The 25,137-nt window shown below is 45.7% G+C and carries 21 protein-coding genes; 13 read left to right on the top strand and 8 right to left on the bottom strand.

Annotated elements, in window-relative coordinates:
• The first annotated feature begins 241 nt into the window (after positions 1 to 241).
• From H9626_RS00895 to H9626_RS00855, 9 genes are all read left to right on the top strand, one after another.
• The gene (locus H9626_RS00895) at positions 242 to 1,996 is read left to right on the top strand and encodes a sodium:solute symporter (RefSeq protein ID WP_191709266.1); all 1,755 of its coding nucleotides are present in this window, start codon (positions 242 to 244) and stop codon (positions 1,994 to 1,996) included.
• 453 nt (positions 1,997 to 2,449) lie between these two features.
• Positions 2,450 to 3,595, top strand: coding sequence for an aldose epimerase family protein (locus H9626_RS00890; RefSeq protein ID WP_438616932.1), 1,146 nt, complete (start codon positions 2,450 to 2,452; stop codon positions 3,593 to 3,595).
• A 29-nt stretch (positions 3,596 to 3,624) separates the two neighbouring features.
• Entirely contained in the window at positions 3,625 to 4,302 is a 678-nt protein-coding gene (locus H9626_RS00885; protein WP_178256178.1) for an NUDIX hydrolase, read from the top strand.
• A 6-nt stretch (positions 4,303 to 4,308) separates the two neighbouring features.
• Positions 4,309 to 4,998 (top strand): L-ribulose-5-phosphate 4-epimerase, encoded by a 690-nt coding sequence (locus tag H9626_RS00880; RefSeq protein ID WP_178256179.1) that lies wholly within the window; start codon positions 4,309 to 4,311, stop codon positions 4,996 to 4,998.
• A 37-nt stretch (positions 4,999 to 5,035) separates the two neighbouring features.
• Positions 5,036 to 6,562 carry an L-arabinose isomerase gene (araA, locus tag H9626_RS00875; RefSeq protein ID WP_178256180.1) on the top strand — a complete coding sequence of 509 codons (1,527 nt, stop codon included), beginning with the start codon at positions 5,036 to 5,038 and terminating at the stop codon, positions 6,560 to 6,562.
• Between the two features lie 119 nt (positions 6,563 to 6,681).
• Positions 6,682 to 8,280, top strand: a complete 1,599-nt coding sequence (locus tag H9626_RS00870) for a xylulokinase (protein WP_191709264.1) — start codon at positions 6,682 to 6,684, stop codon at positions 8,278 to 8,280.
• Positions 8,281 to 8,612: 332 nt separating this feature from the next.
• Entirely contained in the window at positions 8,613 to 10,628 is a 2,016-nt protein-coding gene (locus H9626_RS00865; protein WP_178256183.1) for a transketolase family protein, read from the top strand.
• A complete protein-coding gene (gene rpiB, locus H9626_RS00860) occupies positions 10,628 to 11,062 on the top strand; it encodes a ribose 5-phosphate isomerase B (protein WP_178256184.1) in 435 nt (144 codons plus the stop codon). The genes H9626_RS00865 and rpiB overlap by 1 nt, the downstream gene beginning before the upstream one ends.
• Before the next feature lie 119 nt (positions 11,063 to 11,181).
• Positions 11,182 to 12,228 (top strand): DUF4468 domain-containing protein, encoded by a 1,047-nt coding sequence (locus H9626_RS00855; protein ID WP_178256185.1) that lies wholly within the window; start codon positions 11,182 to 11,184, stop codon positions 12,226 to 12,228.
• 109 nt (positions 12,229 to 12,337) lie between these two features.
• Here H9626_RS00855 and H9626_RS00850 read toward each other — a convergent pair whose 3' ends face one another.
• From H9626_RS00850 to H9626_RS00835, 4 genes are all read right to left on the bottom strand, one after another.
• Positions 12,338 to 13,306: a dihydroorotate dehydrogenase-like protein gene (locus H9626_RS00850; RefSeq protein WP_178256186.1), complete on the bottom strand. Its 969-nt coding sequence runs from the start codon at positions 13,304 to 13,306 to the stop codon at positions 12,338 to 12,340.
• Between the two features lie 10 nt (positions 13,307 to 13,316).
• Complete coding sequence (locus H9626_RS00845; RefSeq protein ID WP_191709263.1) at positions 13,317 to 13,985, bottom strand: YggS family pyridoxal phosphate-dependent enzyme; 669 nt, start codon at positions 13,983 to 13,985, stop codon at positions 13,317 to 13,319.
• 14 nt (positions 13,986 to 13,999) lie between these two features.
• The gene (locus H9626_RS00840) at positions 14,000 to 14,482 is read right to left on the bottom strand and encodes a DUF4494 domain-containing protein (RefSeq protein ID WP_191709835.1); all 483 of its coding nucleotides are present in this window, start codon (positions 14,480 to 14,482) and stop codon (positions 14,000 to 14,002) included.
• Positions 14,483 to 14,545: 63 nt separating this feature from the next.
• Positions 14,546 to 15,781 (bottom strand): L-arabinose isomerase family protein, encoded by a 1,236-nt coding sequence (locus tag H9626_RS00835; protein WP_191709262.1) that lies wholly within the window; start codon positions 15,779 to 15,781, stop codon positions 14,546 to 14,548.
• 416 nt (positions 15,782 to 16,197) lie between these two features.
• On the opposite strand from H9626_RS00835, the gene H9626_RS00830 reads away from it, so the two are divergent.
• The 4 genes from H9626_RS00830 to H9626_RS00815 all read left to right on the top strand — a co-directional run bounded on the left by H9626_RS00830 (position 16,198) and on the right by H9626_RS00815 (position 21,432).
• A complete protein-coding gene (locus H9626_RS00830) occupies positions 16,198 to 17,400 on the top strand; it encodes a pyridoxal phosphate-dependent aminotransferase (protein ID WP_178256189.1) in 1,203 nt (400 codons plus the stop codon).
• An 11-nt stretch (positions 17,401 to 17,411) separates the two neighbouring features.
• On the top strand, positions 17,412 to 18,656 hold the full coding sequence (locus H9626_RS00825; RefSeq protein WP_191709261.1) for an ABC transporter permease: 1,245 nt from the start codon (positions 17,412 to 17,414) through the stop codon (positions 18,654 to 18,656).
• 267 nt (positions 18,657 to 18,923) lie between these two features.
• Entirely contained in the window at positions 18,924 to 20,330 is a 1,407-nt protein-coding gene (locus H9626_RS00820) for an amidophosphoribosyltransferase (protein WP_191709260.1), read from the top strand.
• A 196-nt stretch (positions 20,331 to 20,526) separates the two neighbouring features.
• Positions 20,527 to 21,432: a cation diffusion facilitator family transporter gene (locus H9626_RS00815; protein ID WP_191709259.1), complete on the top strand. Its 906-nt coding sequence runs from the start codon at positions 20,527 to 20,529 to the stop codon at positions 21,430 to 21,432.
• Between the two features lie 67 nt (positions 21,433 to 21,499).
• Here H9626_RS00815 and H9626_RS00810 read toward each other — a convergent pair whose 3' ends face one another.
• The 4 genes from H9626_RS00810 to H9626_RS00795 all read right to left on the bottom strand — a co-directional run bounded on the left by H9626_RS00810 (position 21,500) and on the right by H9626_RS00795 (position 24,547).
• The gene (locus H9626_RS00810; protein ID WP_178256193.1) at positions 21,500 to 21,703 is read right to left on the bottom strand and encodes a winged helix-turn-helix domain-containing protein; all 204 of its coding nucleotides are present in this window, start codon (positions 21,701 to 21,703) and stop codon (positions 21,500 to 21,502) included.
• 123 nt (positions 21,704 to 21,826) lie between these two features.
• Positions 21,827 to 22,294 carry a C-GCAxxG-C-C family protein gene (locus H9626_RS00805; RefSeq protein ID WP_191709258.1) on the bottom strand — a complete coding sequence of 156 codons (468 nt, stop codon included), beginning with the start codon at positions 22,292 to 22,294 and terminating at the stop codon, positions 21,827 to 21,829.
• Complete coding sequence (locus H9626_RS00800; RefSeq protein ID WP_191709257.1) at positions 22,291 to 23,250, bottom strand: D-2-hydroxyacid dehydrogenase; 960 nt, start codon at positions 23,248 to 23,250, stop codon at positions 22,291 to 22,293. Before H9626_RS00800 ends, H9626_RS00805 begins: the two co-directional genes overlap by 4 nt.
• Before the next feature lie 22 nt (positions 23,251 to 23,272).
• Positions 23,273 to 24,547: a replication-associated recombination protein A gene (locus tag H9626_RS00795; protein WP_178256196.1), complete on the bottom strand. Its 1,275-nt coding sequence runs from the start codon at positions 24,545 to 24,547 to the stop codon at positions 23,273 to 23,275.
• Positions 24,548 to 25,137 lie beyond the last annotated feature (590 nt).

The following is a 25,137-nucleotide window of genomic DNA, read 5'->3' as shown; positions in this document are numbered from 1 at the left end:
TATTCATTAAATCGGGTGACATACTGTATAACACGTGCGTCCGAAAACCAAGAATCTACTTACGATATTAAAAAAACAAGAAACCTGCTTTATAACATAAGCTTTTATGAAACAACTTATCTACATAATGCCTAATATTGCAGTCGAATTAGTGTTAGAAATACACTCAATAGGAAGAATAACCAAAACCTTCTGACAGCCAAGAAATCAGATACATTAAATAATTTAAATACTTAAAATCATGAACTGGAATTCACAAGAATTTGTATGGCTCGACTGGCTAATCATCGCAGTGGGAGTCATCTTAGTAGGATGGGCGGTATATCGCTCTGTACAAAAGGACAAACGTTTGCAACAAGGGGCAAACAGTGAAGATTATCTGTTTGGTAAAGGCGAACCGTGGTACATCATCGGTGCAGCTATCTTTGCTGCCAACATCGGGTCTGAACACTTGGTAGGACTTGCCGGAACCGGAGCGAAAGACGGCGTGGGAATGGCTCACTGGGAAATGCAAGGATGGATGATTCTTATCTTAGGTTGGCTCTTCGTTCCGTTTTACCAATTACTTAATAACAAACTGGGTAAGATTATCACCATGCCCGATTTCTTGAAATTCCGTTACACGAAAACCACCGGCTCATGGCTGTCTATTATTACGCTTGTGGCTTATGTGCTGACAAAAGTGAGTGTTACAGCGTTTACGGGCGGTATCTTCTTTGAATACCTGCTGGGTATTTCTTTCTGGTACGGAGCCATCGGACTGATTGCCATCACTGCCATCTTTACCGTATTCGGAGGTATGAAGGGGGTAATGACGCTTTCTGCTATCCAGACCCCGATTCTTATCGTCGGTTCGTTCCTCGTGCTGTTCCTCGGTCTTGCCACATTGGGTGGAGGAAACATTGCCGACGGATGGACTACCATGATGGACTTCTGCGGACAGTTGCATGACGGCTACGGAACAACCCACATGTTCCACTGGGAAGAAGGCGACCCTATGTATAAAGAATATCCCGGATTCGTTGTATTCATCGGAGCAAGTATCATCGGCTTCTGGTACTGGTGTACCGACCAACACATCGTACAGCGTGTGTTAGGACAGACCAAAGGCGAGGCAAACGAAGAAGTGATGAAGCGTGCGCGCCGTGGTACGATTGCTGCCGGTTATTTCAAACTGTTCCCGGTGTTTATGTTCCTTATCCCCGGTATGATTGCTGCAGCATTGGCACAAGACCCTGAAAGCGGATTCTCTTTCTCAATGAAAGCCGGAACCAACATCCCGGATACCGATGCTGCTTTCGCCCAAATGGTGAAATTCATCCTGCCTGCCGGCGTGAAAGGTATCGTTACCATTGGTTTCATCTGCGCCCTTGTAGCTTCTTTGGCTGCATTCTTCAACTCTTGCGCAACCCTCTTTACCGAAGACTTCTATAAGCCGATGAAAAGAGGCATGAGTGAAGCTCACTATGTATTGGTAGGACGTATCGCTACCGTAATCGTAGTATTGCTGGGATTGGCGTGGATGCCGGTCATGATGAGCATGGATACGCTGTACAGCTATTTGCAGAATATCCAATCACTGCTGGCTCCGGCGATGGTGGCAGTATTTACAATGGGTATTTTCTCTAAGAAAATCACTCCGCTTGCCGGCCAGTGGGGATTAATCGGAGGTTTCATCATCGGTATGATTCGCTTGATAACCAATGTGATTACCAAAAACGGAAACGCTGTGATGGAAGGAGCGTTTTGGGAAAACACTACATGGTTCTGGCAAACCAACTGGCTTGTTTTCGAAATCTGGCTGCTCGTATTCATCATCCTGCTGATGGTGGTTGTTTCTTTCTTCACTCCTGCTCCGTCAAAAGCTCAGGTAGAAGCTATCACATTCACGCCGGAATACAAAAAAGAAATTTTCAGAAGCTGGAACAAGTGGGATATTATTTCAACGTTAGGCGTTGTTGCACTTTGTGCCGCTTTCTACGCATACTTCTGGTAAATATTCCTAAATATTTATATATGCCTAAATTTTCGAAGGGAGAACTTTGTGTAACGTTCTCCCTTTATTTTTAGATTTGCTCAGACTTTCACAGCTGATGAAAGCAGAAAAAAAGTCCTCCTGACATACCCGGAAAACGCTACCGTTAGCGTTGCCCTGTCCATGCGGAAGCGTTGACCATTTCTACCCATAGCGTCGGTCGGTCTTACCGCAAGCGTTTTTCAAGTCTTCCATAAAGCCGGACAAAGCTCAGGCAATCCCCTCCCCAGCCATACACCATTTACTCTATCTTCCTGTTAATCCGACACTTTTTGCAGGGCATACAGAATAAAAAATATACATTTATGTTGCATAACATAACCGGGAAATACACAACGAATTATTTTAAGTGTTACTTTTACACCATAAATAAAAAAACAAGTAAAACAAAGAAAAATACAAGTTATGGAAAACATGAGAAAATCACTTTTGGGTATGAGCGCAGCTCTCATCTTATTTAGCGGATGTGCGCAAAAGCAAGAACAATCTACGCTGACTTTATCGGGCTTGAATCCCGCCAATTTTGAAACAATGGTAGATGGCACGAAACCGGTAAAGCTCTATACGCTGAAGAATCATCAAGGAATGGAAGTGTGTGTGACAAACTTCGGAGGACGCTTGGTTTCAATCATGGTTCCCGACAGAAATGGGAACATGACCGATGTGGTTTTAGGCTTCGACAGCATAGCTGATTACCAAAACATACCAAGTGATTTCGGTGCAGCCATCGGGCGCTATGCCAACCGAATCAATCAAGGAAGAATTACGATAGACGGTACTACTTATCAGCTTCCGCAGAACAACTACGGTCACTGCCTGCACGGTGGTCCTACGGGATGGCAATATCAGGTATATGAAGCCAACCAGACCAATGACAGCACCATCATACTGACCATGAAATCGCCGGACGGAGACAACAACTTCCCCGGAAACGTTACGGCAAACGTAACCTATACGCTTACGGCCGATAATGCCATCGACATCAAATACGATGCCACAACGGATAAGAAAACGGTTATTAACATGACCAACCACTCTTATTTCAACCTGAACGGCAACCCGTCGGTACCGGCAATCGACCATGTTTTATACATTGCAGCCGACAGCATCACTCCGGTAGACAGCACGTTTATGACCGACGGCACTATGATGGCTGTTAAAGGTACTCCGTTCGACTTCAATACTCCCAAACCGATTGCTCCCGACGTGACTAACTTTGACAACGAACAGGTGAAATTCGGAAATGGTTTCGACCATAACTGGGTACTAAATACCAAAGGCGACATTAACAAGGTGGCAGCCAAACTGACGGGTCTGACTACGGGCATCACACTGGAAGTATATACCGACGAACCGGGTATCCAAGTTTACACCGGCAACTTCCTCGACGGTACTGTAAAAGGAAAGAAAGGCATCGCTTATCCGCAACGTGCATCCGTTTGTTTGGAAACGCAGCACTATCCTGACAGCCCCAACAAAGCACACTGGCCTTCAGTTGTGTTAGAACCGGGACAAACGTACCACAGCCACTGTATCTTTAAATTCGGTGTAGAGAAATAAAAATCTGTACCGAAAAACAATTACACTATATGACTGCATATTATAAACAAAATCCGAAATTTTATGTCGGAATCGATTGCATCATTTTCGGCTTCGATAAAGGAGAACTCAACCTGCTTTTATTGAAACGGAACTTTGAGCCGGCAAAAGGGAAATGGTCGCTCATGGGCGGCTTCATACAAGAAAACGAAAGTGCGGACGATGCAGCCAAACGTGTATTAAGTGAATTGACCGGTCTGGAAAATGTTTACATGGAACAAATCGGCGCATTCGGTGAAGTAGACCGCGACCCGGGAGAACGAGTAATCTCACTGGCATATTATGCGCTGATAAACATCAATGAATACGACCGCGAATTAGTTCAGCAGCATAATGCCTATTGGGTAAATATAAACGAACTTCCTGACTTGATATTCGACCATTCGGAGATGGTGGCAAAAGCCCGGACGCGCATGAAACACAAAGCATCGAGAGCGCCCATTGGCTTCAACTTGCTGCCTGAGTTATTTACCCTGTCGCAACTGCAAAGCTTGTATGAAGCCATATATGGCGAGCCAATGGACAAGCGGAATTTCCGCAAACGAATCGCCGACATGGGATTCATTGAAAAAACAGATAAAATAGATAAAACAGGATCTCGCAGAGGAGCTTATCTTTATAAATTCAATGATAAGTCTTATCAAAAAGACCCGAAATTCAAACTTTAGAAGAGTATGTTAGAAGCATTGAAAGAAAAAGTATTCCATGCCAATTTGGATTTGGTTAAGCATGGACTGGTGATTTTCACGTGGGGAAACGTTTCCGGCATTGACCGCGAAAGTGGTTTGGTGGTAATCAAGCCCAGTGGTGTATCTTACGACGAGATGAAGGCAGAAGATATGGTAGTAGTGGACCTTGAAGGAAATGTAGTAGAGGGTAACCTGCGCCCGTCAAGCGACACCCCCACCCACTTGGTACTCTACAAGGCTTTCCCCGAAATAGGAGGCGTTGTTCATACTCACTCAACTTACGCCACGGCTTGGGCTCAGGCAGGAATCGATTTGCCTAACATCGGTACTACACATGCCGATTATTTCCACGAAGCCATCCCCTGCACGGCAGACATGACCGAAGCTGAAGTAAAAGGCGAATACGAATTAGAAACCGGAAACGTAATCGTAAAACGTTTCGAAGGTATCAATCCGGTACATACGCCGGGGGTTTTAGTAAAGAACCACGGTCCTTTCGCTTGGGGAAAAGATGCTCACGACGCTGTTCACAATGCCGTTGTCATGGAACAGGTAGCCAAGATGGCAAGCATTGCATACACTGTTAATCCGCATCTCACCATGAATCCGCTGCTGATTGAGAAACACTTCAGCCGCAAACATGGTCCTAATGCTTATTACGGACAAAAGAAATAACTCTTATAATTATCAACCCATCAAAAATTAAACAACCATGAACACATTCAATCAGTATGAAGTTTGGTTCGTAACCGGAGCACAGCTCCTTTACGGAGGCGATGCTGTCATCGCGGTAGACGCACATAGTAATGAAATGGTAGCAGGCTTGAACGCCAGCGGCAATCTGCCTGTAAAAGTTGTATATAAAGGTACTGCAAACTCTTCGAAAGAAGTAGAAGCTGTATTCAAAGCTGCAAACAATGACGAGAAATGTATCGGTGTCATCACATGGATGCACACTTTCTCACCTGCCAAAATGTGGATTCACGGATTACAACAGTTGAAAAAGCCGTTGCTCCACCTCCACACTCAATTCAACAAAGAAATTCCATGGGATACAATGGACATGGACTTCATGAACCTGAACCAGTCGGCTCATGGCGACCGTGAATTCGGACATATCTGTACCCGTATGCGTATCCGTCGTAAAGTAGTGGTAGGTTACTGGCAGGATGCAGATACCCAACACAAGATTGCGGTATGGATGCGTGTTTGTGCAGCTTGGGCAGACGCTCAAGACATGTTAATCATCCGCTTCGGCGACCAGATGAACAACGTAGCCGTAACCGATGGCGACAAAGTGGAAGCTGAACAGCGTATGGGATACCACGTTGACTACTGTCCGGTAAGCGAACTGATGGAATATCACAAACAGGTGAAAGATGAAGAAGTAGACGCTTTGGTTCAGACTTACTTCAACGAATATGACCACGACGCGGAGGTAGAAGACAAATCAACCGAAGCTTATCAGAAGATTTGGAATGCAGCCAAAGCCGAACTTGCTCTGCGTGCCATTCTGAAAGCTAAAGGTGCGAAAGGATTTACTACCAACTTCGACGACCTCGGACAGACAGACGGCAGCCACTTCGACCAGATTCCGGGATTGGCTTCTCAACGTCTGATGGCAGACGGTTACGGATTTGGCGCAGAAGGCGACTGGAAATCGGCTGCTCTCTACCGCTCGGTATGGGTTATGAATCAAGGTTTGCCCAATGGATGTTCATTCTTGGAAGACTATACTTTGAATTTCAACGGCGAACAGAGTGCCATTCTTCAAGCTCACATGTTGGAAGTATGTCCGCTTATCGCAGCCAAGAAGCCTCGCTTGGAGGTTCACTTCCTCGGAATCGGTATCCGCAAGAGCCAGACCGCACGCCTTGTATTTACATCTAAGACCGGAAAAGGATGTACAGCTACGGTGGTTGACTTGGGTAATCGCTTCCGCCTGATTGTAAACGACGTAGAATGTATCGAGCCGAAACCGCTGCCCAAACTGCCTGTGGCTTCAGCTTTGTGGATTCCGATGCCTAACTTCGAAGTCGGTGCCGGAGCATGGATTCTTGCCGGAGGTACTCACCACTCTTGTTTCTCTTACGACTTGACGGCTGAATACTGGGAAGACTATGCCGAAATTGCCGGAATCGAAATGGTACACATCAACAAAGATACCACTATCGGCGAGTTTAAGAAAGAACTCCGCATGAACGAAGTTTACTACATGCTGAATAAGGCTCTTTGCTAATTTTAATTTATTAGCTTCTGTCTGAAGATTAAAAGTGCTCGGCGAGCCTATCGCCGGCAGCACTTTTAATTTCCTCTCTTTTCCATTCTTTATATCATACCTTAAATTACCGTTTTAACATGAAATTAGATGCAAAGTCAACCATCGAAACAGGAAAAGCCATTCTTGGTATTGAGTTCGGCTCTACCCGAATCAAGGCTGTTTTGATTGACCAAGAAAACAAACCGATAGCGCAAGGAAGCCACAACTGGGAAAACCAGTTGGTCGATGGACTTTGGACGTATAGTATCGACGCTATCTGGCACGGGCTGCAAGACTGCTACGCCGACCTCCGCGCTAACGTAAAACAACAGTACGACACTGAAATAGAAACGCTCTCGGCCATAGGCATCAGTGCCATGATGCATGGTTACATGGCTTTCAACGACAAAGAAGAAATTCTGGTTCCGTTCCGTACATGGAGAAACACCAATACGGCTCAGGCCGCTGCCGAACTATCCGAACTATTTGTTTACAATATTCCTCTAAGATGGAGCATTTCTCATCTTTATCAGGCTATCTTGAACAATGAAGAACACGTAAAAGACATCACTTTCCTGACCACACTTGCCGGATATGTTCACTGGCAAATAACGGGCGAAAAGGTATTGGGCATCGGCGACGCATCGGGTATGCTTCCCATCGACCCCAACACGAAGAACTATTCTGCCGAAATGGTTGCCAAGTTTGACAAGCTAATCGCGCCGAAAGGATACAGCTGGACGCTGACAGACATTCTGCCGAAAGTTTTGCTGGCAGGCGAAAACGCCGGATCACTTACTGCTGAAGGAGCCAAGAAGCTGGACGTATCAGGTCATTTGAAAGCCGGCGTACCGGTTTGTCCGCCCGAAGGAGACGCCGGAACCGGAATGGTGGCAACCAATGCCGTAAAACAGCGTACGGGTAATGTTTCTGCCGGAACGTCTTCATTCTCTATGATTGTACTGGAGAAAGAGCTGTCGAAACCTTACGAAATGATAGATATGGTTACCACCCCCGACGGCAGCCTTGTAGCAATGGTACACTGCAATAACTGTACTTCCGACCTCAATGCGTGGGTGAACCTGTTCAAAGAATACCAAGAACTGTTGGGCATTCCGGTAGACATGAACGAAATATACGGAAAACTTTATAACCATGCGCTCGAAGGAGATACCGATTGCGGCGGACTGATTTCGTACAACTACATTTCGGGAGAACCGGTGACAGGACTGGAAGACGGACGCCCGCTGTTCATCCGCTCGGCTAACGACAAGTTTAATCTCGCCAACTTCATGCGCGCCCACTTATATGCTTCGGTTGGGGTGCTGAAAATAGGAAACGATATTCTTTTCAAAGAAGAAAAGATTAAAGTAGACAGAATTACCGGACACGGAGGTTTGTTTAAGACCAAAGGCGTAGGTCAGAGAATCTTAGCGGCAGCCATCGACTCTCCCATCTCTGTAATGGAGACGGCAGGTGAAGGCGGCGCATGGGGCATCGCCTTGCTGGGTTCTTACCTTGTAAACAACCCGAAAAAACTGTCGCTTGCCGACTTCTTGGATGAGAACGTATTTGCCGGCGATGTGGGCGTTGAAATCAAGCCGACGGCTGAAGACGTGGCTGGATTTAATGCTTATATAGAACACTATAAAGCAGGTCTGCCCATCGAGGAAGCTGCCGTTAAATACAAAAAATAAAGGACACCCGGAGAGCCGTTAAAATCCGGCCTACAACCGCTTCTGAAGCCCCTGAAAACACTACCCATAGAACCGGGCAATTCTACCGCATGGGATGACCAACGCTAACGGTAGCGTTTTCGGGAGGAAACCGACGGACGGAAACTCCCCGAAAAGAAGCGGTCAGCAAGGCTTTAGACAGGCTCTTACGGCACAAGTGAATGAAAAACACAAGAAAATACATCATTCACGCTGCTTTTATAAGCATAATAAATTATCTTTGTCCGATTTTTTAATAAAACAAGCGGCCGTTAGTCCGCTTTATGTAGCATTCAAAATCAATTTTTATCAATATGAACAGCAAACAAGTAATGGACCACGCAGCTGACAACATCCGCATTTTGGCTGCTTCTATGGTTGAAAAAGCGAAATCCGGACATCCGGGCGGTGCAATGGGCGGTGCAGACTTTATCAACGTCTTGTATGCAGAATACCTGCAATACGATCCCCAAAATCCAACATGGGAAGGACGCGACCGTTTTTTCCTCGACCCGGGTCACATGGCTCCGATGTTATATTCGCAATTAGCCTTAATCGGCAAATTCAGCATTGACGAATTAAAACAATTACGTCAATGGGGCTCTCCTACTCCGGGACATCCTGAAGTAGACGTAAAACGCGGCATAGAAAATACTTCCGGCCCGCTGGGACAAGGACACATCTTTGCCGTAGGAGCTGCTATCGCTGCAAAATTCTTAGCTGCGCGTACCGGTAACCCGACATTTGCTAAAGAAACCATCTACGCATATATTTCCGACGGAGGAATCCAAGAAGAAATTTCTCAGGGTGGCGGACGTATTGCCGGATGCTTGGGACTGGATAACCTTGTTATGTTCTACGACTCAAACGACATTCAGTTGTCTACCGAAACCAGTGCGGTCACTACCGAAGATACAGCCATGAAGTATCGTTCATGGGGATGGAACGTTATCGAAATCAACGGTAATGACTGCCAGCAGATTCGCGAAGCGTTAGACGCAGCAAAAGCTGAAAGCAAACGTCCTACGCTAATCATCGGTAAATGTATCATGGGTAAAGGCGCTCGCAAAGACGACAACAGCTCTTACGAACACAACTGTAAGACACACGGTGCGCCGCTGGGAGGAGATGCTTACAAGAACACCATGATTAACTTGGGAGCAGACCCCGAAAACCCGTTCGTTATCTTCGACGACGTAAAAGAAATGTATGCGAAACGTGCCGAAGAGCTGAAAGCCATCGTTGCCGCACGCCATGAAGAAGAAAACGCATGGGCTGCTGCCAATCCGGAAAAGGCTGCCCAACTGAAAGAATGGTTCAGCGGAGCTGCACCGAAAATCGACTGGACAAGCGTACAACAAAAAGCCAACGATGCTACCCGTAACGCTTCGGCAGCGGTACTCGGCGTATTGGCAGAACAGGTTCCGAACATGATTTGTGCATCGGCAGACTTGTCGAACTCAGACAAGACCGACGGTTTCTTGAAAAAGACACATGCGTTTGTAAACGGAGACTTCAGCGGTGCATTCTTCCAAGCCGGAGTAGCCGAACTGACTATGGCTTGCTGCTGCATCGGTATGACGCTCCACGGAGGCGTTATCGCTGCCTGCGGTACATTCTTCGTATTCTCTGATTATATGAAACCTGCCATACGTATGGCTGCGTTGATGCAACTTCCGGTTAAGTTCATTTGGACGCACGATGCGTTCCGCGTGGGCGAAGATGGTCCTACCCACGAACCGGTAGAACAGGAAGCACAAATCCGACTGATGGAAAAACTGAAGAACCATCACGGAAAGAACTCAATGTTGGTATTGCGTCCTGCCGATGCTGAAGAAACCACGGTTTGCTGGAAGCTGGCTATGGAGAACGTCGATACTCCGTCGGCTCTAATCTTGTCTCGCCAGAACATCACCATGCTTCCCGCCGGAACAGATTACAGTCAGGCTGCCAAAGGTGCCTACATCGTAGCCGGTTCTGACGAAAATCCGGATGTAATTCTGGTTGCTTCCGGTTCTGAAGTTTCTACCCTCGCCGCAGGTGCCGAATTGCTCCACAAAGACGGTATAAAGACCCGCATCGTTTCTGTTCCGTCGGAAGGACTGTTCCGCAGCCAAAGCAAGGAATACCAAGAAAGCATCATCCCTGCCGGAGCAAAAGTTTTCGGACTGACAGCCGGACTGCCTGTCAACTTACAGGGACTGGTAGGAGCTAACGGTAAGATATGGGGATTGGAATCGTTCGGATTCTCTGCTCCGTACAAGGTATTGGACGAAAAATTAGGATTCACTGCCGAAAATGTGTATAACCAAGTAAAAGCAATGCTCTAATGAAAACGATAGGATTGGCATCCGACCACGCGGGATTTGAACTGAAACAGTATGTGAAACAATGGCTGGAAGCAAAAGGATGGGAATATAAGGACTTCGGTACTTATACGAACGAAAGTTGCGACTATCCCGATTATGCTCATCCGCTGGCCCTCGCCGTTGAAGCCGGAGAGTGCTATCCCGGTATTGCCATCTGCGGAAGCGGAGAAGGTATCGGCATCACACTGAACAAACATCAGGGCATCCGCGCCGCATTATGTTGGATGCCTGAAATAGCCCATCTTGCCCGCCAGCATAACGATGCAAACGTACTGGTTATGCCGGGACGTTTCATCACTACCGAAACGGCTGACAAGATTATGACAGAATTTTTTAATACGCAGTTTGAAGGCGGACGCCATCAGAAGCGTATCGACAAGATTCCCGTCAAATAAAATTCTATCTTAAAATACTTAAAAAAGAGAAGTTCAAAAGAGCTTCTCTTTTTTTATCGCTATATTTGTCTGTCATTTATCTGAAAACAGTAAAAACCTATTTAATAAAATAAGAAACCATGAAAAAAGTTCTGTTTATTTTACTGGCATGTATGCCCCTCTTCCTTTCTGCAAAGGATAAAAAAGACAATTCCAATCCAAAATATTTGGCGGGAGCCGTTACGCTGACCGATGGAAAAGTAACTTTCAACTATGAGCTAAAAGCTCCGGCTCTTTCGCAAAAAGAAATCTATACGCAGATGCTAAATTGGGCTAACGAACGCTTTAAACCCGAAGGCGACCTGCAAAGCCGGGTAGTGTATTCGAATGAGGAAAAAGGCGAAATCGCAGCTACGGCAGAAGAATATATCGTGTTTTCTTCTTCGGCTCTTTCTTTAGACCGTACACGCATCTATTATCAACTTTTCATTTATCCCAAACAGGGGGCTTGCAACATGGAAATGACGCGCATACGTTACTGGTATGACGAGAACCGAGACGGCGGAGAACGTTACACAGCCGAGGAATGGATTACCGACGATATGGCGCTAAACAAAAAGAAAACCAAACTGGCTCCTATTTGCGGCAAGTTCCGCAGAGAAACCATCGACTTAAAGGATGAACTGTTCAAATCGGCAGCCGAAGCTTTAGGTGTTCATGCCTTAAATGCCCCCCAAACGGTTCCTGCCGCAACTTTACAACCGGCAACACCTGCTGTTGTTCCGTCGACCGGAGGAGAACTGAAAAACATTACATTTGAACAACTTCCTGAAAACCTAAGCGAAATTGCCGCTTCGGGAAGAATCACGCTTACTGCAAACGATGAAGAAATTGACTTGAAAGCGGATAACTGGGGAGGATTTGGAAAGTTGTTTAACAAGAACGTAGCTTATCTCTTGGTTGACCAAAACCGTATAGCCATCAATGCCGTTATGGAGCATAGCGATACTTATCAGATTTCATTCTACACGGAAGGAAGCACCCAGCCCGGCGTGGTTATCGAATGTAAGAAGTCGATGGCACAAAAAATGTCTGCCGACGAACTGAAGTCGCTCAACCAATCAATTGATACAACGAAATCGTACACCATGTACATGGGAGAAATTACAAATGTTCAGATGAGATAAAGGCTGAACACCCATAAAACGCAAGCCCATGTCTTAGAGAAAACTATTGGTAGTTTCACCTAACACATGGGCTTGTTTATGTAAACGCATCCCATAGAAAATCGGGCTGCTATTCGTGGCTGCTGTAATACTTCATAAACTGCGTACGCTCGAACGGTGTAGCGTCTTCTTTGGCATTCAGTTTTCCTTTAAATTGAGACAACGATTCGTAACCTTTTCTCTCCATCCAGCAACCGAGTTCTTGCTTCAGTTTTTCAATTTCCTGTTCACCGCGTTCGTAAATCAAGCTGCACACTTCTACGGCAGCAGCTCCTGCCAAAATCGATTTGACGACATCCGTCCCGCTATGCACACCTCCCGAAACGGCATAGTCAACCTGCGGCACTTTAGCCGAAGCGATAGCCGTCCACCGGATTTTGTCGGCAAGTTCGGTAGGCGAACTCATAACATTGGAAGTAGTAAACGAAAGATGTTCCGTATCAATATCCGGACGATAAAGGCGATTAAACAAAACGATACCGTCTGCTCCGTTTGCATGAAGTTGCTCTATCAATGATACCGGATTAGTGAAATTACTACCCAGCTTCATAATCACCGGAATATTCACTGCCGATTTTACGCGGCGCAAAATATTGACATGGCGCTGCTCAAAACTTCCATACTGATAATCTTTGTCTGTCTGCAAAGACAGTATGTTTATCTCAACAGCGTCGGCACCCGCCTGTTCCATCAGTTGCGCAAAGTCAGTCCACTCGCTGTCGGTATAACAATTAATGCTGGCAATGACTGGAATACGGCATACCTTTTTTGCTTCCTTTATCAAATGAATATGCTCATTCAGCGCATGAGAACGCACATACACACTGAGATAATCATCTGCTTCCGATGCCCCATATCCCTGCATACTGCCTATTTGCATCGAAATCTGTTCTTCAAAAACAGACTTCAAGACCACGGCTCCTGCTCCGGCAGCTTCCAGTCGACGGATTTTATCAACGCTGTCTGTAAGCCCCGAACTGCTTACAATGATGGGGTTCGCCAAAGTCAGTCCGGCGAAATTCGTTGCAATTTGTATCATAGCTATAAATTTAATAGTTCCTTTCCCCGAAAATCTTACTGCCTACACGCACCAGTGTGCTACCTGCCTTCACAGCCAACGGATAATCGTGTGACATTCCCATCGAGATTTCCCGAAAATCGCTGCTGCCGCTGAAATAGGTCTCTTTCAATTCACCGAAAAAGCGATGGAGCGATTCAAACTCGCGAGTAATCTGATGTTCATCTTCCGTATTCGTAGCCATCCCCATAACACCTTGAATAGAAACATGGCTTAACGTCTGCCAACTTCCTTCAGCAAGCATAGCCCGACAGCTATCAAACGTAAAGCCATATTTGCTTTCTTCCTGAGCGATATGAATTTCGAGCAGACAAGGGATGATACGCCCTACTTTTGCCGCCTGCTTATCTATTTCGGCAAGCAGTTTATAAGAGTCCACGGCATGAATCATGGAAATAAAAGGCGCGATATACTTCACCTTATTAGTCTGTAAATGCCCGATAAAATGCCATTCGATATCCGCAGGCAGAGAGGTGTGTTTCTCTACCAGTTCCTGCACCTTGCTTTCACCAAAAATGCGCTGCCCGGCAGCATACGCAACTTCGATGGCTTCGTTAGGATGAAATTTGGATACGGCAACCAAGCGTACTCCCTCAGGAAGTTCCGCCCGGACAGCCTTAATGTTAGTTTCAATATCCATAATAAATTTTATATTTATCGGTTACCCGCTTCGGCAAATTCGGGTTTCATATCAGGTTCCGCCGAATACGGATATACATCCATAATTGCTGTTTCGGCTATGGAAGCAATGCTGTAATCTGCCATTGTTCCTTTCATGCCTTCGTCCAGCTTCTTAACCGCATCGCGCAAGTCGGCTGCCTGTACCAACACATTGGTAGCCGTTTTCTTTTCCGCACCACTCTTTTCGTCGAGCGTAATGAAATACAGCTTACATTTAAACCAACGGTCGGCGGCATCTTCTTCACACGGAAACAGCTCGCTGTAATTGGCGCGCTTGATATCTGCCACGGTAAATTCTCCGCTGATAAACGGGGTAATCTCCTCGATTATACGCGATTCTGCCTCGGTAAAACTAAGCGCATCCACCAAATAGGGTTCCGTTACTTTCTTATTCATTCCGTTTTCTGCTACTTTCTCGTAACGGATTTTACATTCAAACCAATTATGCATCATAATCGTCAAACAATCTTTTTATTAAAAATAATTAATTATTAATGCAAAGATACACGATTTTTTGAATTACTCTCTCAATTTACACCGATTCTGTTGCATAAACTCTTGAATCATATCGCTGTAATCTCCTTTGATGAGGATATGGTGATTTCCCAGCGGATTCCGCAGAAAATAATCGGCAGGCTTATCGAGCTTTATACGGAACTGTGTGCGCGAAGTGGAAACATAGTTCGTGTTTTCTGTAAGATATCCTCCCGACACGTAATATTCGTCTAAACACTCGCCTCCGCACTTAAACAGCGTAACATTTCCTTCGTGCATGATTCCCTGAATGGCTATCCCCTCTTCGGTATCAAAATGGTTGCGGATGATGAAACTGTCTACCATTTTCGTGCCGATGGTGTCATGAGCTATCAGAATCTCGTTTTTCTGAACGTCAATAAATGCCGGATTTGCAATAAACCCGCATTGCCCGGTCAGCACTTTCACCATCAGCATGGTCATAATCGCCTGCAAGTCGCCCTCGCTTCCGGCAGGGATGCCGTCATCGTTCAGCAACGATACTGCCAGACATCCGGTGGTGTGCAAGTCTTGGATGAGCGAAAAGCTGGACAGCGTCAGTGCATCCAGATCACGTTCTTTGCAAACCCGCCTTACGGCACGATACAGCCGCATGTCGCGCAGCAAATCTTCGGGTGTGGAGTCTTGACATGCCTGCGCACGGGCAACTACCTGAGATGCCTCAACCCCCACTTCCTCCTCCGTAATTTCGTAAAAATATTTATATACGTCCTCCATCGGAATATCAACATACGTCACTCCCCATCTCCGGTTCGCCAACAAGTAATCTGCATGGCTCGACACCAGCCACGGAGCAGGCGTTCCGATAAGCCCGATACGTTTTCCTTTCAACTTACGCTTGGCGGCAAAAGCCTTATGGTGAAACAATACCTGTTTTACCATTTCGAATACTGTTCCGTGGATAATCCGGGCACGCATGTCTTTCGACTTTACCCATGCCGCAATCTCAAGAGCAGCAGAAAGCGAGTTGTTCTGTCCATCGCTTAACAAAGTAATGGGATAAGGGAAAACGCTGAAATTACGAATCACGATATCAGAAACACAGCCATCTGCTATAAATGCCATTTTATATACATTCGACGGAATAGAGTCTACCTCTGTATAATGTATCAGGTGAAGCCTGAAGTGCTTCTCTAATTCTACAAAAAGAGCTTTATGACTTTCATAAATCTGTTCCGCCTTGTAACTTTTCGATGTAAATATAATTAAATAAAGTTCCATGATGATTGCTTATAGGGTTACGCCAACAAACATACGTTTTTTTTCTTAAATATCTCCGTAAAATGAAGTTTGATAACATAGATTTACGTTCTGTAAGATTCGGGAATGCACCCGCTTTGCGTTTTTATTCCATCTAAAAGTTGGCAGATTTATCGTTTCGCGCTATATTTGCAGTGAACTTATTTGAACTTTCTTGTCCGGCGAAAGCACAAGAAGAAATTCTCCGCCATATATCCCGAAAAACGCTACCGTTAGTGTTGTTCATCCTATGCGGTTGCGTTGACCGGTTCTACCCATAGGACTGACCGGTTCTACCGCAAGCGTTTTTCAAGCTCCGGACCAAACAGCGAAAGAGTTTATAATAAGCTCATTATCAACTAAAACACATTAGTGAAAACAAAATTAAAAATTTAATTATGCCGCAAATATCCATCAGAGGAAACGAAATGCCTGAGTCGCCTATTCGGAAATTAGCGCCTCTTGCTGAAGCTGCAAAAGAAAGGGGAATCCATGTTTATCACCTCAACATCGGTCAGCCGGACCTTCCTACTCCGCGAGCGGCCCTTGATGCGATTCGCAATATAAACCGCACGGTATTAGAATACAGCCCAAGTCAGGGTTACCGCAGTTATCGCGAAAAACTGGTAGGCTATTACGAAAAATACAATATCCATTTGAGCGCCGATGACATTATCATTACCACCGGCGGCTCGGAAGCTGTCTTGTTTGCGTTCCTGAGTTGCCTGAACCCGGGAGATGAAATCATCGTACCCGAACCGGCTTACGCCAACTACATGGCTTTTGCCATTTCAGCGGGAGCTGTGATTCGCACCGTAACAACAACCATCGAAGAGGGATTCTCACTGCCAAAGGTTGAAAAATTTGAAGAACTGATAAACGAACGGACCAAAGGCATTTTGATCTGCAACCCCAATAACCCTACGGGATACCTTTATACACGCCGCGAAATGAACCAAATCCGCGACCTTGTGAAGAAGTACGATTTGTTCCTTTTCTCCGATGAAGTATACCGTGAATTCATTTATACAGGGTCTCCCTATATATCTGCCTGCCATCTGGAAGGCATCGAACAAAACGTTGTGCTCATCGACTCGGTATCGAAACGCTATTCGGAGTGCGGTATCCGTATCGGTGCGCTGATTACAAAGAACTTGGAAGTACGCAAAGCGGTAATGAAGTTCTGCCAAGCCCGGTTGAGTCCTCCCCTTATCGGACAGATTGCGGCAGAAGCATCGTTAGACGAGCCGGCAGAATACTCACGCGAAACGTACGATGAATATGTAGAGCGGCGTAAATGCTTGATAGACGGGCTGAACCGTATTCCCGGCGTTTATTCTCCTATCCCGATGGGAGCTTTTTACACCGTGGCCAAACTGCCGGTAGATGACTGCGAGAAGTTCTGCGCATGGTGCCTGTCTGATTTCAACTACGAGGGAGAAACAATCATGATGGCTCCTGCAAGCGGATTTTATACCACACCCGGAGGCGGACGAAATGAAGTGCGCCTTGCTTACGTATTGCGGAAAGAAGACTTGATTCGCGCTCTTTTCGTATTAAGAAAAGCCCTCGAAGCCTATCCGGGAAGAGTAGACGACTGACCTGCTGAACAATGAATTGGAAGTTATTCATAGCCCGACGCATCTACAAAAGTAACGAAGAAGGGAGAAAAGTATCAAAGCCTGCCGTGCGTATCGCCACGGTAGGTATTGCCATCGGACTGGCGGTAATGATTGTCTCCGTTTCGGTAGTCATCGGATTCAAGCACCAAGTGCGTAATAAAGTCGTAGGAATGGGAGGCGATATCATCGTATCCAGCATTGACGGCGCCCAACTTTACCAAATGACCCCCATCGTAGGAAACGACAGCTTGATGGATATAATCAACCGAATGCCCGAAATATCCCATACACAACGATATTCCGTCAAGCCGGGCATGATTATGACTTCCGACAATTTTCAAGGAATGATGCTGAAAGGAGTGGCACAGGAATACGACCGGACATTCTTACAGAAACATTTACTTGAGGGAGAAATACCCACTTTTACTGATTCTGCCGCCAGTAACCGAGTGTTGGTTTCACGCTCCGTGGCAGACAAGTTATCGCTCAAGGTGGGCGATAAGCTCTATACGTATTACATCGAAAACAATATACGGGCACGCCGGCTAACGGTAAGCGGAATTTATCAAACAAACTTCTCTTATTTCGACGACCTTTTCTTGATAACCGACCTTTACACTGTAAACCGGCTGAACGGATGGAAACCGGAACAGGTAGGCGGCATTGAAATAACGGTAAAAGATTATAGTCAATTAACCCAAGCGAACGATTGCATCCGCTCGTCGATAAACGACCAAACAGACCGATACGGAGAAATCTACTGCTCGCGTACGTCGGAAGAAATCTATCCGCAAATATTCGATTGGCTCAACTTACTCGACATTAATATATGGGTAATCCTTATACTCATGACGGGGGTAGCCGGATTTACCATGATATCCGGCTTGCTAATCATCATTTTAGAGCGTACCAACATGATAGGTGTATTAAAAGCGTTAGGCGCAGACAACGCTTCCATACGCAAGATTTTCCTATCGCTATCGGTATTTCTTATCGGACGAGGCATGATATGGGGAAACATCGTCGGCATATCCGTATGCCTCATCCAATATTACTTCCGTCCTTTCCGGCTCGACCCGGCAACATACTACGTAAGTACCGTGCCTATCGAATTGCATATAGGATGGTATTTGCTGATAAACATCGGCACGTTACTGATTTCCGTGTCTATGCTTATCGCACCCTCTTATCTGATAAGCCATATCCATCCTGCCAAATCCATCCGGTTCGAATAATCCGGGTTGGAAGCATCGGATTGCAAGCCCTGAAAACTACCCGATAAACCGACAAGCCTTCCGAATAGAACCATGAGGTTTATCCGCATGAAACAAGCAACACTAACGGTAGCGTTTTGAGGGAGAAACCGAGGGGTGTATCACGGCAAACAAATTACTTTATCGGAAAAATTAAACAGGTTCTTAGTTTTTCCATCTTCTCAGGTACAAAAATTATTCGTAACTTTGCAACCATATTTCAAATTACATAATAAATAAAGAAAAAGAATGGGTGGTTTTTTCGGAACAGTTACAAAAGCTGAATGCGTAACCGATTTATTCTACGGTACAGACTACAATTCCCATCTGGGAACGAAACGCGCAGGTATGGCAACATACGCCGAAGGCGAAGGCTTTATGCGCAAAATTCATAATCTGGAAAGTTCTTACTTCAGAACAAAATTCGAAGATGAACTCCCCGGTTTCAAAGGTAAGGCAGGTATCGGCATTATAAGTGATACCGACCCCCAACCTATCATGATCAACTCCCATTTGGGTAAGTTTGCCATTGTTACTGTGGCAAAAATCAACAACACAGACGAACTGGTTAAGGAACTGTTGGCTAACAACATGCACTTCTCGGAAATGAGCATGGGAAAAACCAACCAGACGGAGCTTATCGCGCTACTTATCGTACAGGGAAAAGATTTCGTGAGCGGCATTGAAAACGTATTCAACAAGATTAAGGGTTCATGCTCGATGCTGATTCTTACTGAAGACGGAATCATCGTGGCACGCGACAAATGGGGACGCACGCCTATCATCATCGGGAAAAAAGAAGGAGCTTACGCTGCTACCAGCGAATCAAGCAGCCTCCCGAACTTGGATTACGAGGTAGACCGCTACGTAGGTCCCGGAGAAATCATCCGTATGCGTGCCGATGGCTTGGAACAGCTTCGCAAACCGAACGACAAGATGCAAATTTGTTCTTTCTTATGGGTGTATTACGGTTTCCCCGTTTCATGCTACGAAGGCAGGAACGTAGAAGAAGTACGCTTCTTGAGCGGTTACAAAATGGGGCAGACCGACCAGTCGGAAGTAGACTGCACGTGTGGCATCCCCGATTCGGGTGTGGGTATGGCTTTAGGATATGCCGAAGGAAAAGGCATCCCCTATCATCGCGCCATAGCCAAGTATACTCCTACATGGCCGCGCAGCTTTACGCCGAGCAATCAAAGTATGCGCTCGCTCGTGGCTAAGATGAAGCTGATACCTAACCGGGCAATGCTGCAAGGCAAACGGCTTTTGTTCTGCGACGACTCGATAGTACGTGGAACTCAGTTGCGCGACAACGTAAAGATTCTCTATGATTACGGTGCAAAAGAAGTACACATGCGTATAGCTTGTCCGCCGCTGATTTACGGATGTCCGTTTATCGGGTTCACCTCTTCAAAAAGCGACATGGAACTGATAACACGGCGCATTATCAAAGAAATAGAAGGCGATGAAAATGCCAAGTTAGATAAATATGCCACGACTGATTCTCCTGAATACAAGGAGCTGGTTGAGCGTATACGTGCTCGGTTCGGACTGACCTCGTTACGTTTTAATTCGCTGGAAATATTGGTTGAATCCATCGGACTTCCAAAATGCAAGCTGTGCACCCACTGTTTTGACGGGTCAAGCTGTTTCTGACAAACATATTTCATATACCGAATAATCAAGCGTGGGGATGTAATCTCCGCGCTTTTTTATGCTCCAATACTTGGCAACAAACACACCTTACACCCGTCCCCACTTTTGCAACCCGGTTGTTAATATCCTGAAGGCGGTTCAACCAAATCAAAAATCACCTATCTTTGGCAGCAAATCTTATAAAAAATATCTGATTATGTCACATCTTCATCATCACACACACGAACACAATTTTGTTCCAAACTCACTGAGCGGAGTATTCGTTTTTTGCATTGTACTAAACCTTTTATTTGTCTTCACTGAAGCCGGAGTAGGTCTGACATACAATTCGTTAGGGTTACTATCCGATGCCGGACATAATTTGAGCGACGTATTCAGCCTGACGCTTTCACTGTTTGCCATCCGCATGGCAAAACGCCACGGAAACATCCACTTTACGTATGGCTATAAGAAAAGCACCATCTTGGTTTCGTTGGCAAATGCAATTATACTACTCGTTGCCGTAGGAGCCATCCTTATCGAGAGTATCTACAAATTACGTCATCCGGAAGAAATTTCGGGAGAAGCCATCTCATGGACGGCAGGAGTAGGAATCATTGTAAACGGAATAACCGCTTTGCTGCTTATGAAAAATCAGGGACATGATCTGAACGTAAAAGGAGCTTTCCTTCACATGGCTATGGACACACTCGTATCGGTAGGCGTAGTGGTATCGGGCATAATCATCACACTTACCGGATTTGTCATCATCGACACGCTCATCAGTCTGGTCATTGCACTCATCATTTTAGCTTCTACATGGAAATTGCTAAAAGAAAGCCTGTACTTGTCTTTAGACGCCGTACCTTCGAACATCAATATGAAACAAATAGAGAGTTCACTTTCCGACATTCCCGGATTAGAGGAATGGCATCATTTGCATGTATGGGCAGTCAGCACAACAGAAAACGCAGCCACCGTACATGCCGTAATCAAGGACTTAAAAGACATGGAAAACGTAAAACAGGCTTTGAAACAAGCATTACGTGAAAAGGGTATCCGGCATGTGACCGTAGAATGTGAGACGAAAGACTGCAAGTGTCGGGAGGAATCATGCTGTTAGAGAACAAAAGAAGAGTGCAGCGACGGGAAGTCTCTGCACTCTTCTTTTCTGTTTATCCAAGCTCTTTTTATTTCAACTTTACAAAAAGTTCGCCTTCTACTTCGCTTGTTTCAATTTTGTCTTCTCTCAACAACCAGCCTAATCCCAAAAAGAGGTCTTTATCGGCTTTCAGTTTAGCTGCTTTCTTAATCTGCTTTTGAGTTTTGCCTTCGTTTCCGTTTAGTGCTTCCCAGATTTTTCCGGCGATAACACCTGCTTTTTCTTCTAACATAATCTTTTGCTTTTATTTTAAGTATCAAATATTTGTGTCGTTGCAAAAGTAAAGAAAAAAAGATTCCGAAAGACGAAAAAGCGTAAAAAGTTTTCTTTATCCTATGCAGAAAGCCTTTACTTGTTACAATTTACCTTCGTTTTCTAAGAAATCGCCAAAAATCCGCGCTGCCGTTTCTACCATCCGCGGGCAAGGACGTTTAGCGTAATACTGGGGTGTACGGGCTTCGGGTGTCGATACGATAGGTTCTTTTTTTGAAAGTCCGAGCAGTTCGGAGCAACATAACGAACCGGTTTCTGCCTTAAACTTTCCCGCAAGTTCTTGCACCAATGCATAATTGGCGGCTTTGCTTGCACGGTCGGCACCCTCAAGGGCACATTTTTCCAATCCTGCCAAGAGAAACATTCCACATGCAGCTCCGCACGTTTCGCGCATACGTCCGATTCCTCCACCAAACGATGCTGAAATATGGCAGGCTTGCTCTTTTGAGAACCCATACAAATCGGCATAAGCAAGCACTACCGACTGTGAGCAATTATATCCTTCTTTAAAATAAGCTACCGCTTGCTGAATACGTTCTTCTTTTGTCATTTTGCTACATTATTTATTGGATTTCCTTCCTGATAGGCTTTCAGATTTGCAATGGCCTGATTCATCAAGCGGACGCGGGCTTCGTAGGTAGCCCAAGCAATATGTGGCGTAATGAAACAGTTCTCTACCCTCAACAAGGGATTATCCGCACGGGGCGGTTCGCTGGAAAGTACATCTACTCCGGCTGCTGCCAACGTACCTTTCCGGAGCGCATAAGCAAGGTCGCGCTCATTAACCAGTCCACCCCGTCCGGTATTGATAAGAATCGCCGTACGCTTCATCAAGCTCAGTCGACGGGCATTTACCATCTCCCGGGTATCGTCTGTCAGGGGGCAATGGAGACTCACGATGTCACACGAGGTGAACAATTCATCAACCGAACCACACTTACGTACCCCTGCAGGCAACTGAGAGGCTGCCTTGCTGGTATAAACAGATACCTCCATGCCAAAGCTCAAAGCAATGCGCGCCGTAGCTTGTCCCGTATTTCCGAAACCTACCAAACCTATTTTCTTTCCGTCCAATTCTTGCAAGGGCGTATTCCAGTAACAGAAATCGGTTTGTCCGCTCCACGCTCCGTTCCGGATTTCATGGGCATAATGTCCCACGCGCTGAGTAATATTCAGGATGTGTGCAAACACCATCTGAGCCACAGAATTGGTGCTATACGCCGGAATGTTTGTCACCACGATTCCGCGCTGGCGTGCAGCTTCCAAATCCACTACGTTATAGCCCGTAGCCAATACACCAATATATTTCAGCATCGGAAGTGCGTGGATGGCTTTCGCATCTAACACCACTTTGTTAGTCAACACAACTTCAGCTCCCGTAGAGCGCTCTACAACTTCTTCTGCCGCCGTACGGTCGTATACTATCACTTCGCCCATCGCTTTAAGCGACTGCCAAGATAAATCTCCCGGATTTAATGTATATCCGTCTAAAACTACTATCTTCATGTCAATATCTATTTGTGTTTTTCTATTCTTTAAATCTCTCTCCCCACAGGTTTATCATCCGTTCTTTCAGCTTGGCTTCTGCCGCATTGTCTTGTGCGTGCCAGAAACGAGCCTCACGGATGTCATCGGGCAAAAACTGTTGGTTTACGAAATTACCTTTATAATTATGTGCATACTTATAGTTATTTCCATACCCCAACTGCTTCATCAGTTTGGTAGGAGCATTACGCAGGTGAAGCGGAACAGGCAGATTTCCCGTCTGCCGCACCGTCTCTAGTGCCGAACCGATGCCCATGTATGCCGAATTGCTCTTCGGGCTGGTAGCCAGATAAACCGTAGCTTCAGCCAAAGGAATCCTTCCTTCGGGCCATCCGATTTTCATTACAGCATCGAAGGCGGCATTGGCAAGCAACAATGCGTTCGGGTTGGCAAGTCCGATGTCTTCCGATGCCGAAATCACCAGTCGCCGGGCTATGAAAGCAGGGTCTTCGCCCCCCTCCACCATGCGCGCCAGCCAGTAAAGTGCGCCGTCGGGGTCGCTTCCGCGAATAGACTTTATGAATGCCGAAATAATATCGTAGTGCATTTCGCCGTCTTTATCGTAAGCCAACGGATTTTGCTGCAAACGGTCTACTACCTTTTCATCGGTTATCACTATCGGATTGCCGCTGTCTGCCTCAACCACCAGCTCCAGAATGTTTAATAATTTCCGCGCATCGCCTCCCGAATAACGGAGCATGGCGTCGGTTTCTTTCAACTCGATATTTTTTTCTTTCAACACCGCGTCGCGCGTCAGGGCATGATGAAGCAACTCCAGCAAATCATCTTTCTCTAACGACTTCAACACATAGAGTTGGCAGCGCGACAGCAACGGGCGGATAACCTCAAACGAAGGATTCTCCGTAGTAGCACCTATCAACGTTACCACCCCGGTTTCTACTGCCCCCAACAAAGAATCTTGCTGCGATTTGCTGAAACGATGAATTTCGTCGATGAACAAAATCGGGCTTTGCTGCGAAAAAAAGCGGCTGTTACGCGCTTTCTCTATCACGTCGCGCACGTCTTTGACCCCTGAAGTCACCGCACTTAAAGTATAAAAAGGAGTTTCCAACTTATTGGCTATAATCTGTGCAAGCGTAGTTTTACCCACGCCCGGCGGACCCCACAGAATAAAAGAAGAGATACGCCCCGCGTCAATCATCTTACGCAAGACAGCCCCCTCGCCCACCAAATGTTTCTGACCGATATAATCGTCCAGCGTCTTCGGACGCATTCGCTCTGCCAATGGTTGTGCCATATAGATTCAATGATTAGTAATTACGAGAACAAAAATAACCATTTCTATCGGAATAAAAGGAAAAGTATAGGCATAAAAAAAGGCGCTTTTCACAAAGAGCCTTTTTTAAGTTTTCAATAGGTATTAGTTTTTTTTCTTAAGGTAAAAAGATTGTTTTCAGGATAACGACACAAAGATGCGGCGTTTTTTTCACCCAACCAAATAAAAAACCATGTCTTAAAACATGTTTTTCGTTTTTCTTTCATTTTTCTTTCGTTTGGGTTTCTTAACTACCACACGCCTTGTATCCCCACAAAGATAGAAATTTTTACTTAATATACGTATAATGGCTTATGTAAATTTTAATGAATACCTTCATTTAAGTGTTTTTCCTGATTTTACGAATCGACAAGCCCGAAAATGCTATGGGTAGCGTTCCTTATTTCATGCGGTAGAACTGCCTTGTTCTACCCATAGAACGACCCGGTCTTCCGAATAGAATTTTTCACGCCCGAAACCCGCCCGAAACAGCCTCAAGTTTTTCGGAAGAATCTTTCGCAGACACAGATTTTTTCGTATCTTGTCCCCACGAATCTTTAAAAAAACAACAT

This window comes from Phocaeicola faecium, assembly GCF_014837055.1.
In the GTDB taxonomy this organism is placed as follows: domain Bacteria; phylum Bacteroidota; class Bacteroidia; order Bacteroidales; family Bacteroidaceae; genus Phocaeicola; species Phocaeicola gallinarum.
Note: the sequence above shows the minus strand (reverse complement) of the source record. Positions and strands in the feature narration are given on the sequence as shown.

What these genes read in the sequence shown, in the direction of transcription:
- rpiB (WP_178256184.1), top strand. Translation starts at nt 10,628, where the DNA reads ATGAAAACGATAGGATTGGCATCCGACCACGCGGGATTTGAACTGAAA.
- H9626_RS00865 (WP_178256183.1), top strand. Translation starts at nt 8,613, where the DNA reads ATGAACAGCAAACAAGTAATGGACCACGCAGCTGACAACATCCGCATT.
- H9626_RS00820 (WP_191709260.1), top strand. Translation starts at nt 18,924, where the DNA reads ATGGGTGGTTTTTTCGGAACAGTTACAAAAGCTGAATGCGTAACCGAT.
- H9626_RS00895 (WP_191709266.1), top strand. Translation starts at nt 242, where the DNA reads ATGAACTGGAATTCACAAGAATTTGTATGGCTCGACTGGCTAATCATC.
- H9626_RS00805 (WP_191709258.1), bottom strand. Translation starts at nt 22,294, where the DNA reads ATGACAAAAGAAGAACGTATTCAGCAAGCGGTAGCTTATTTTAAAGAA.
- H9626_RS00830 (WP_178256189.1), top strand. Translation starts at nt 16,198, where the DNA reads ATGCCGCAAATATCCATCAGAGGAAACGAAATGCCTGAGTCGCCTATT.
- H9626_RS00890 (WP_438616932.1), top strand. Translation starts at nt 2,450, where the DNA reads ATGAGAAAATCACTTTTGGGTATGAGCGCAGCTCTCATCTTATTTAGC.
- H9626_RS00870 (WP_191709264.1), top strand. Translation starts at nt 6,682, where the DNA reads ATGAAATTAGATGCAAAGTCAACCATCGAAACAGGAAAAGCCATTCTT.
- H9626_RS00845 (WP_191709263.1), bottom strand. Translation starts at nt 13,985, where the DNA reads ATGGATATTGAAACTAACATTAAGGCTGTCCGGGCGGAACTTCCTGAG.
- H9626_RS00885 (WP_178256178.1), top strand. Translation starts at nt 3,625, where the DNA reads ATGACTGCATATTATAAACAAAATCCGAAATTTTATGTCGGAATCGAT.
- H9626_RS00825 (WP_191709261.1), top strand. Translation starts at nt 17,412, where the DNA reads ATGAATTGGAAGTTATTCATAGCCCGACGCATCTACAAAAGTAACGAA.
- H9626_RS00810 (WP_178256193.1), bottom strand. Translation starts at nt 21,703, where the DNA reads ATGTTAGAAGAAAAAGCAGGTGTTATCGCCGGAAAAATCTGGGAAGCA.
- H9626_RS00880 (WP_178256179.1), top strand. Translation starts at nt 4,309, where the DNA reads ATGTTAGAAGCATTGAAAGAAAAAGTATTCCATGCCAATTTGGATTTG.
- H9626_RS00800 (WP_191709257.1), bottom strand. Translation starts at nt 23,250, where the DNA reads ATGAAGATAGTAGTTTTAGACGGATATACATTAAATCCGGGAGATTTA.
- H9626_RS00815 (WP_191709259.1), top strand. Translation starts at nt 20,527, where the DNA reads ATGTCACATCTTCATCATCACACACACGAACACAATTTTGTTCCAAAC.
- H9626_RS00850 (WP_178256186.1), bottom strand. Translation starts at nt 13,306, where the DNA reads ATGATACAAATTGCAACGAATTTCGCCGGACTGACTTTGGCGAACCCC.
- H9626_RS00795 (WP_178256196.1), bottom strand. Translation starts at nt 24,547, where the DNA reads ATGGCACAACCATTGGCAGAGCGAATGCGTCCGAAGACGCTGGACGAT.
- araA (WP_178256180.1), top strand. Translation starts at nt 5,036, where the DNA reads ATGAACACATTCAATCAGTATGAAGTTTGGTTCGTAACCGGAGCACAG.
- H9626_RS00855 (WP_178256185.1), top strand. Translation starts at nt 11,182, where the DNA reads ATGAAAAAAGTTCTGTTTATTTTACTGGCATGTATGCCCCTCTTCCTT.
- H9626_RS00835 (WP_191709262.1), bottom strand. Translation starts at nt 15,781, where the DNA reads ATGGAACTTTATTTAATTATATTTACATCGAAAAGTTACAAGGCGGAA.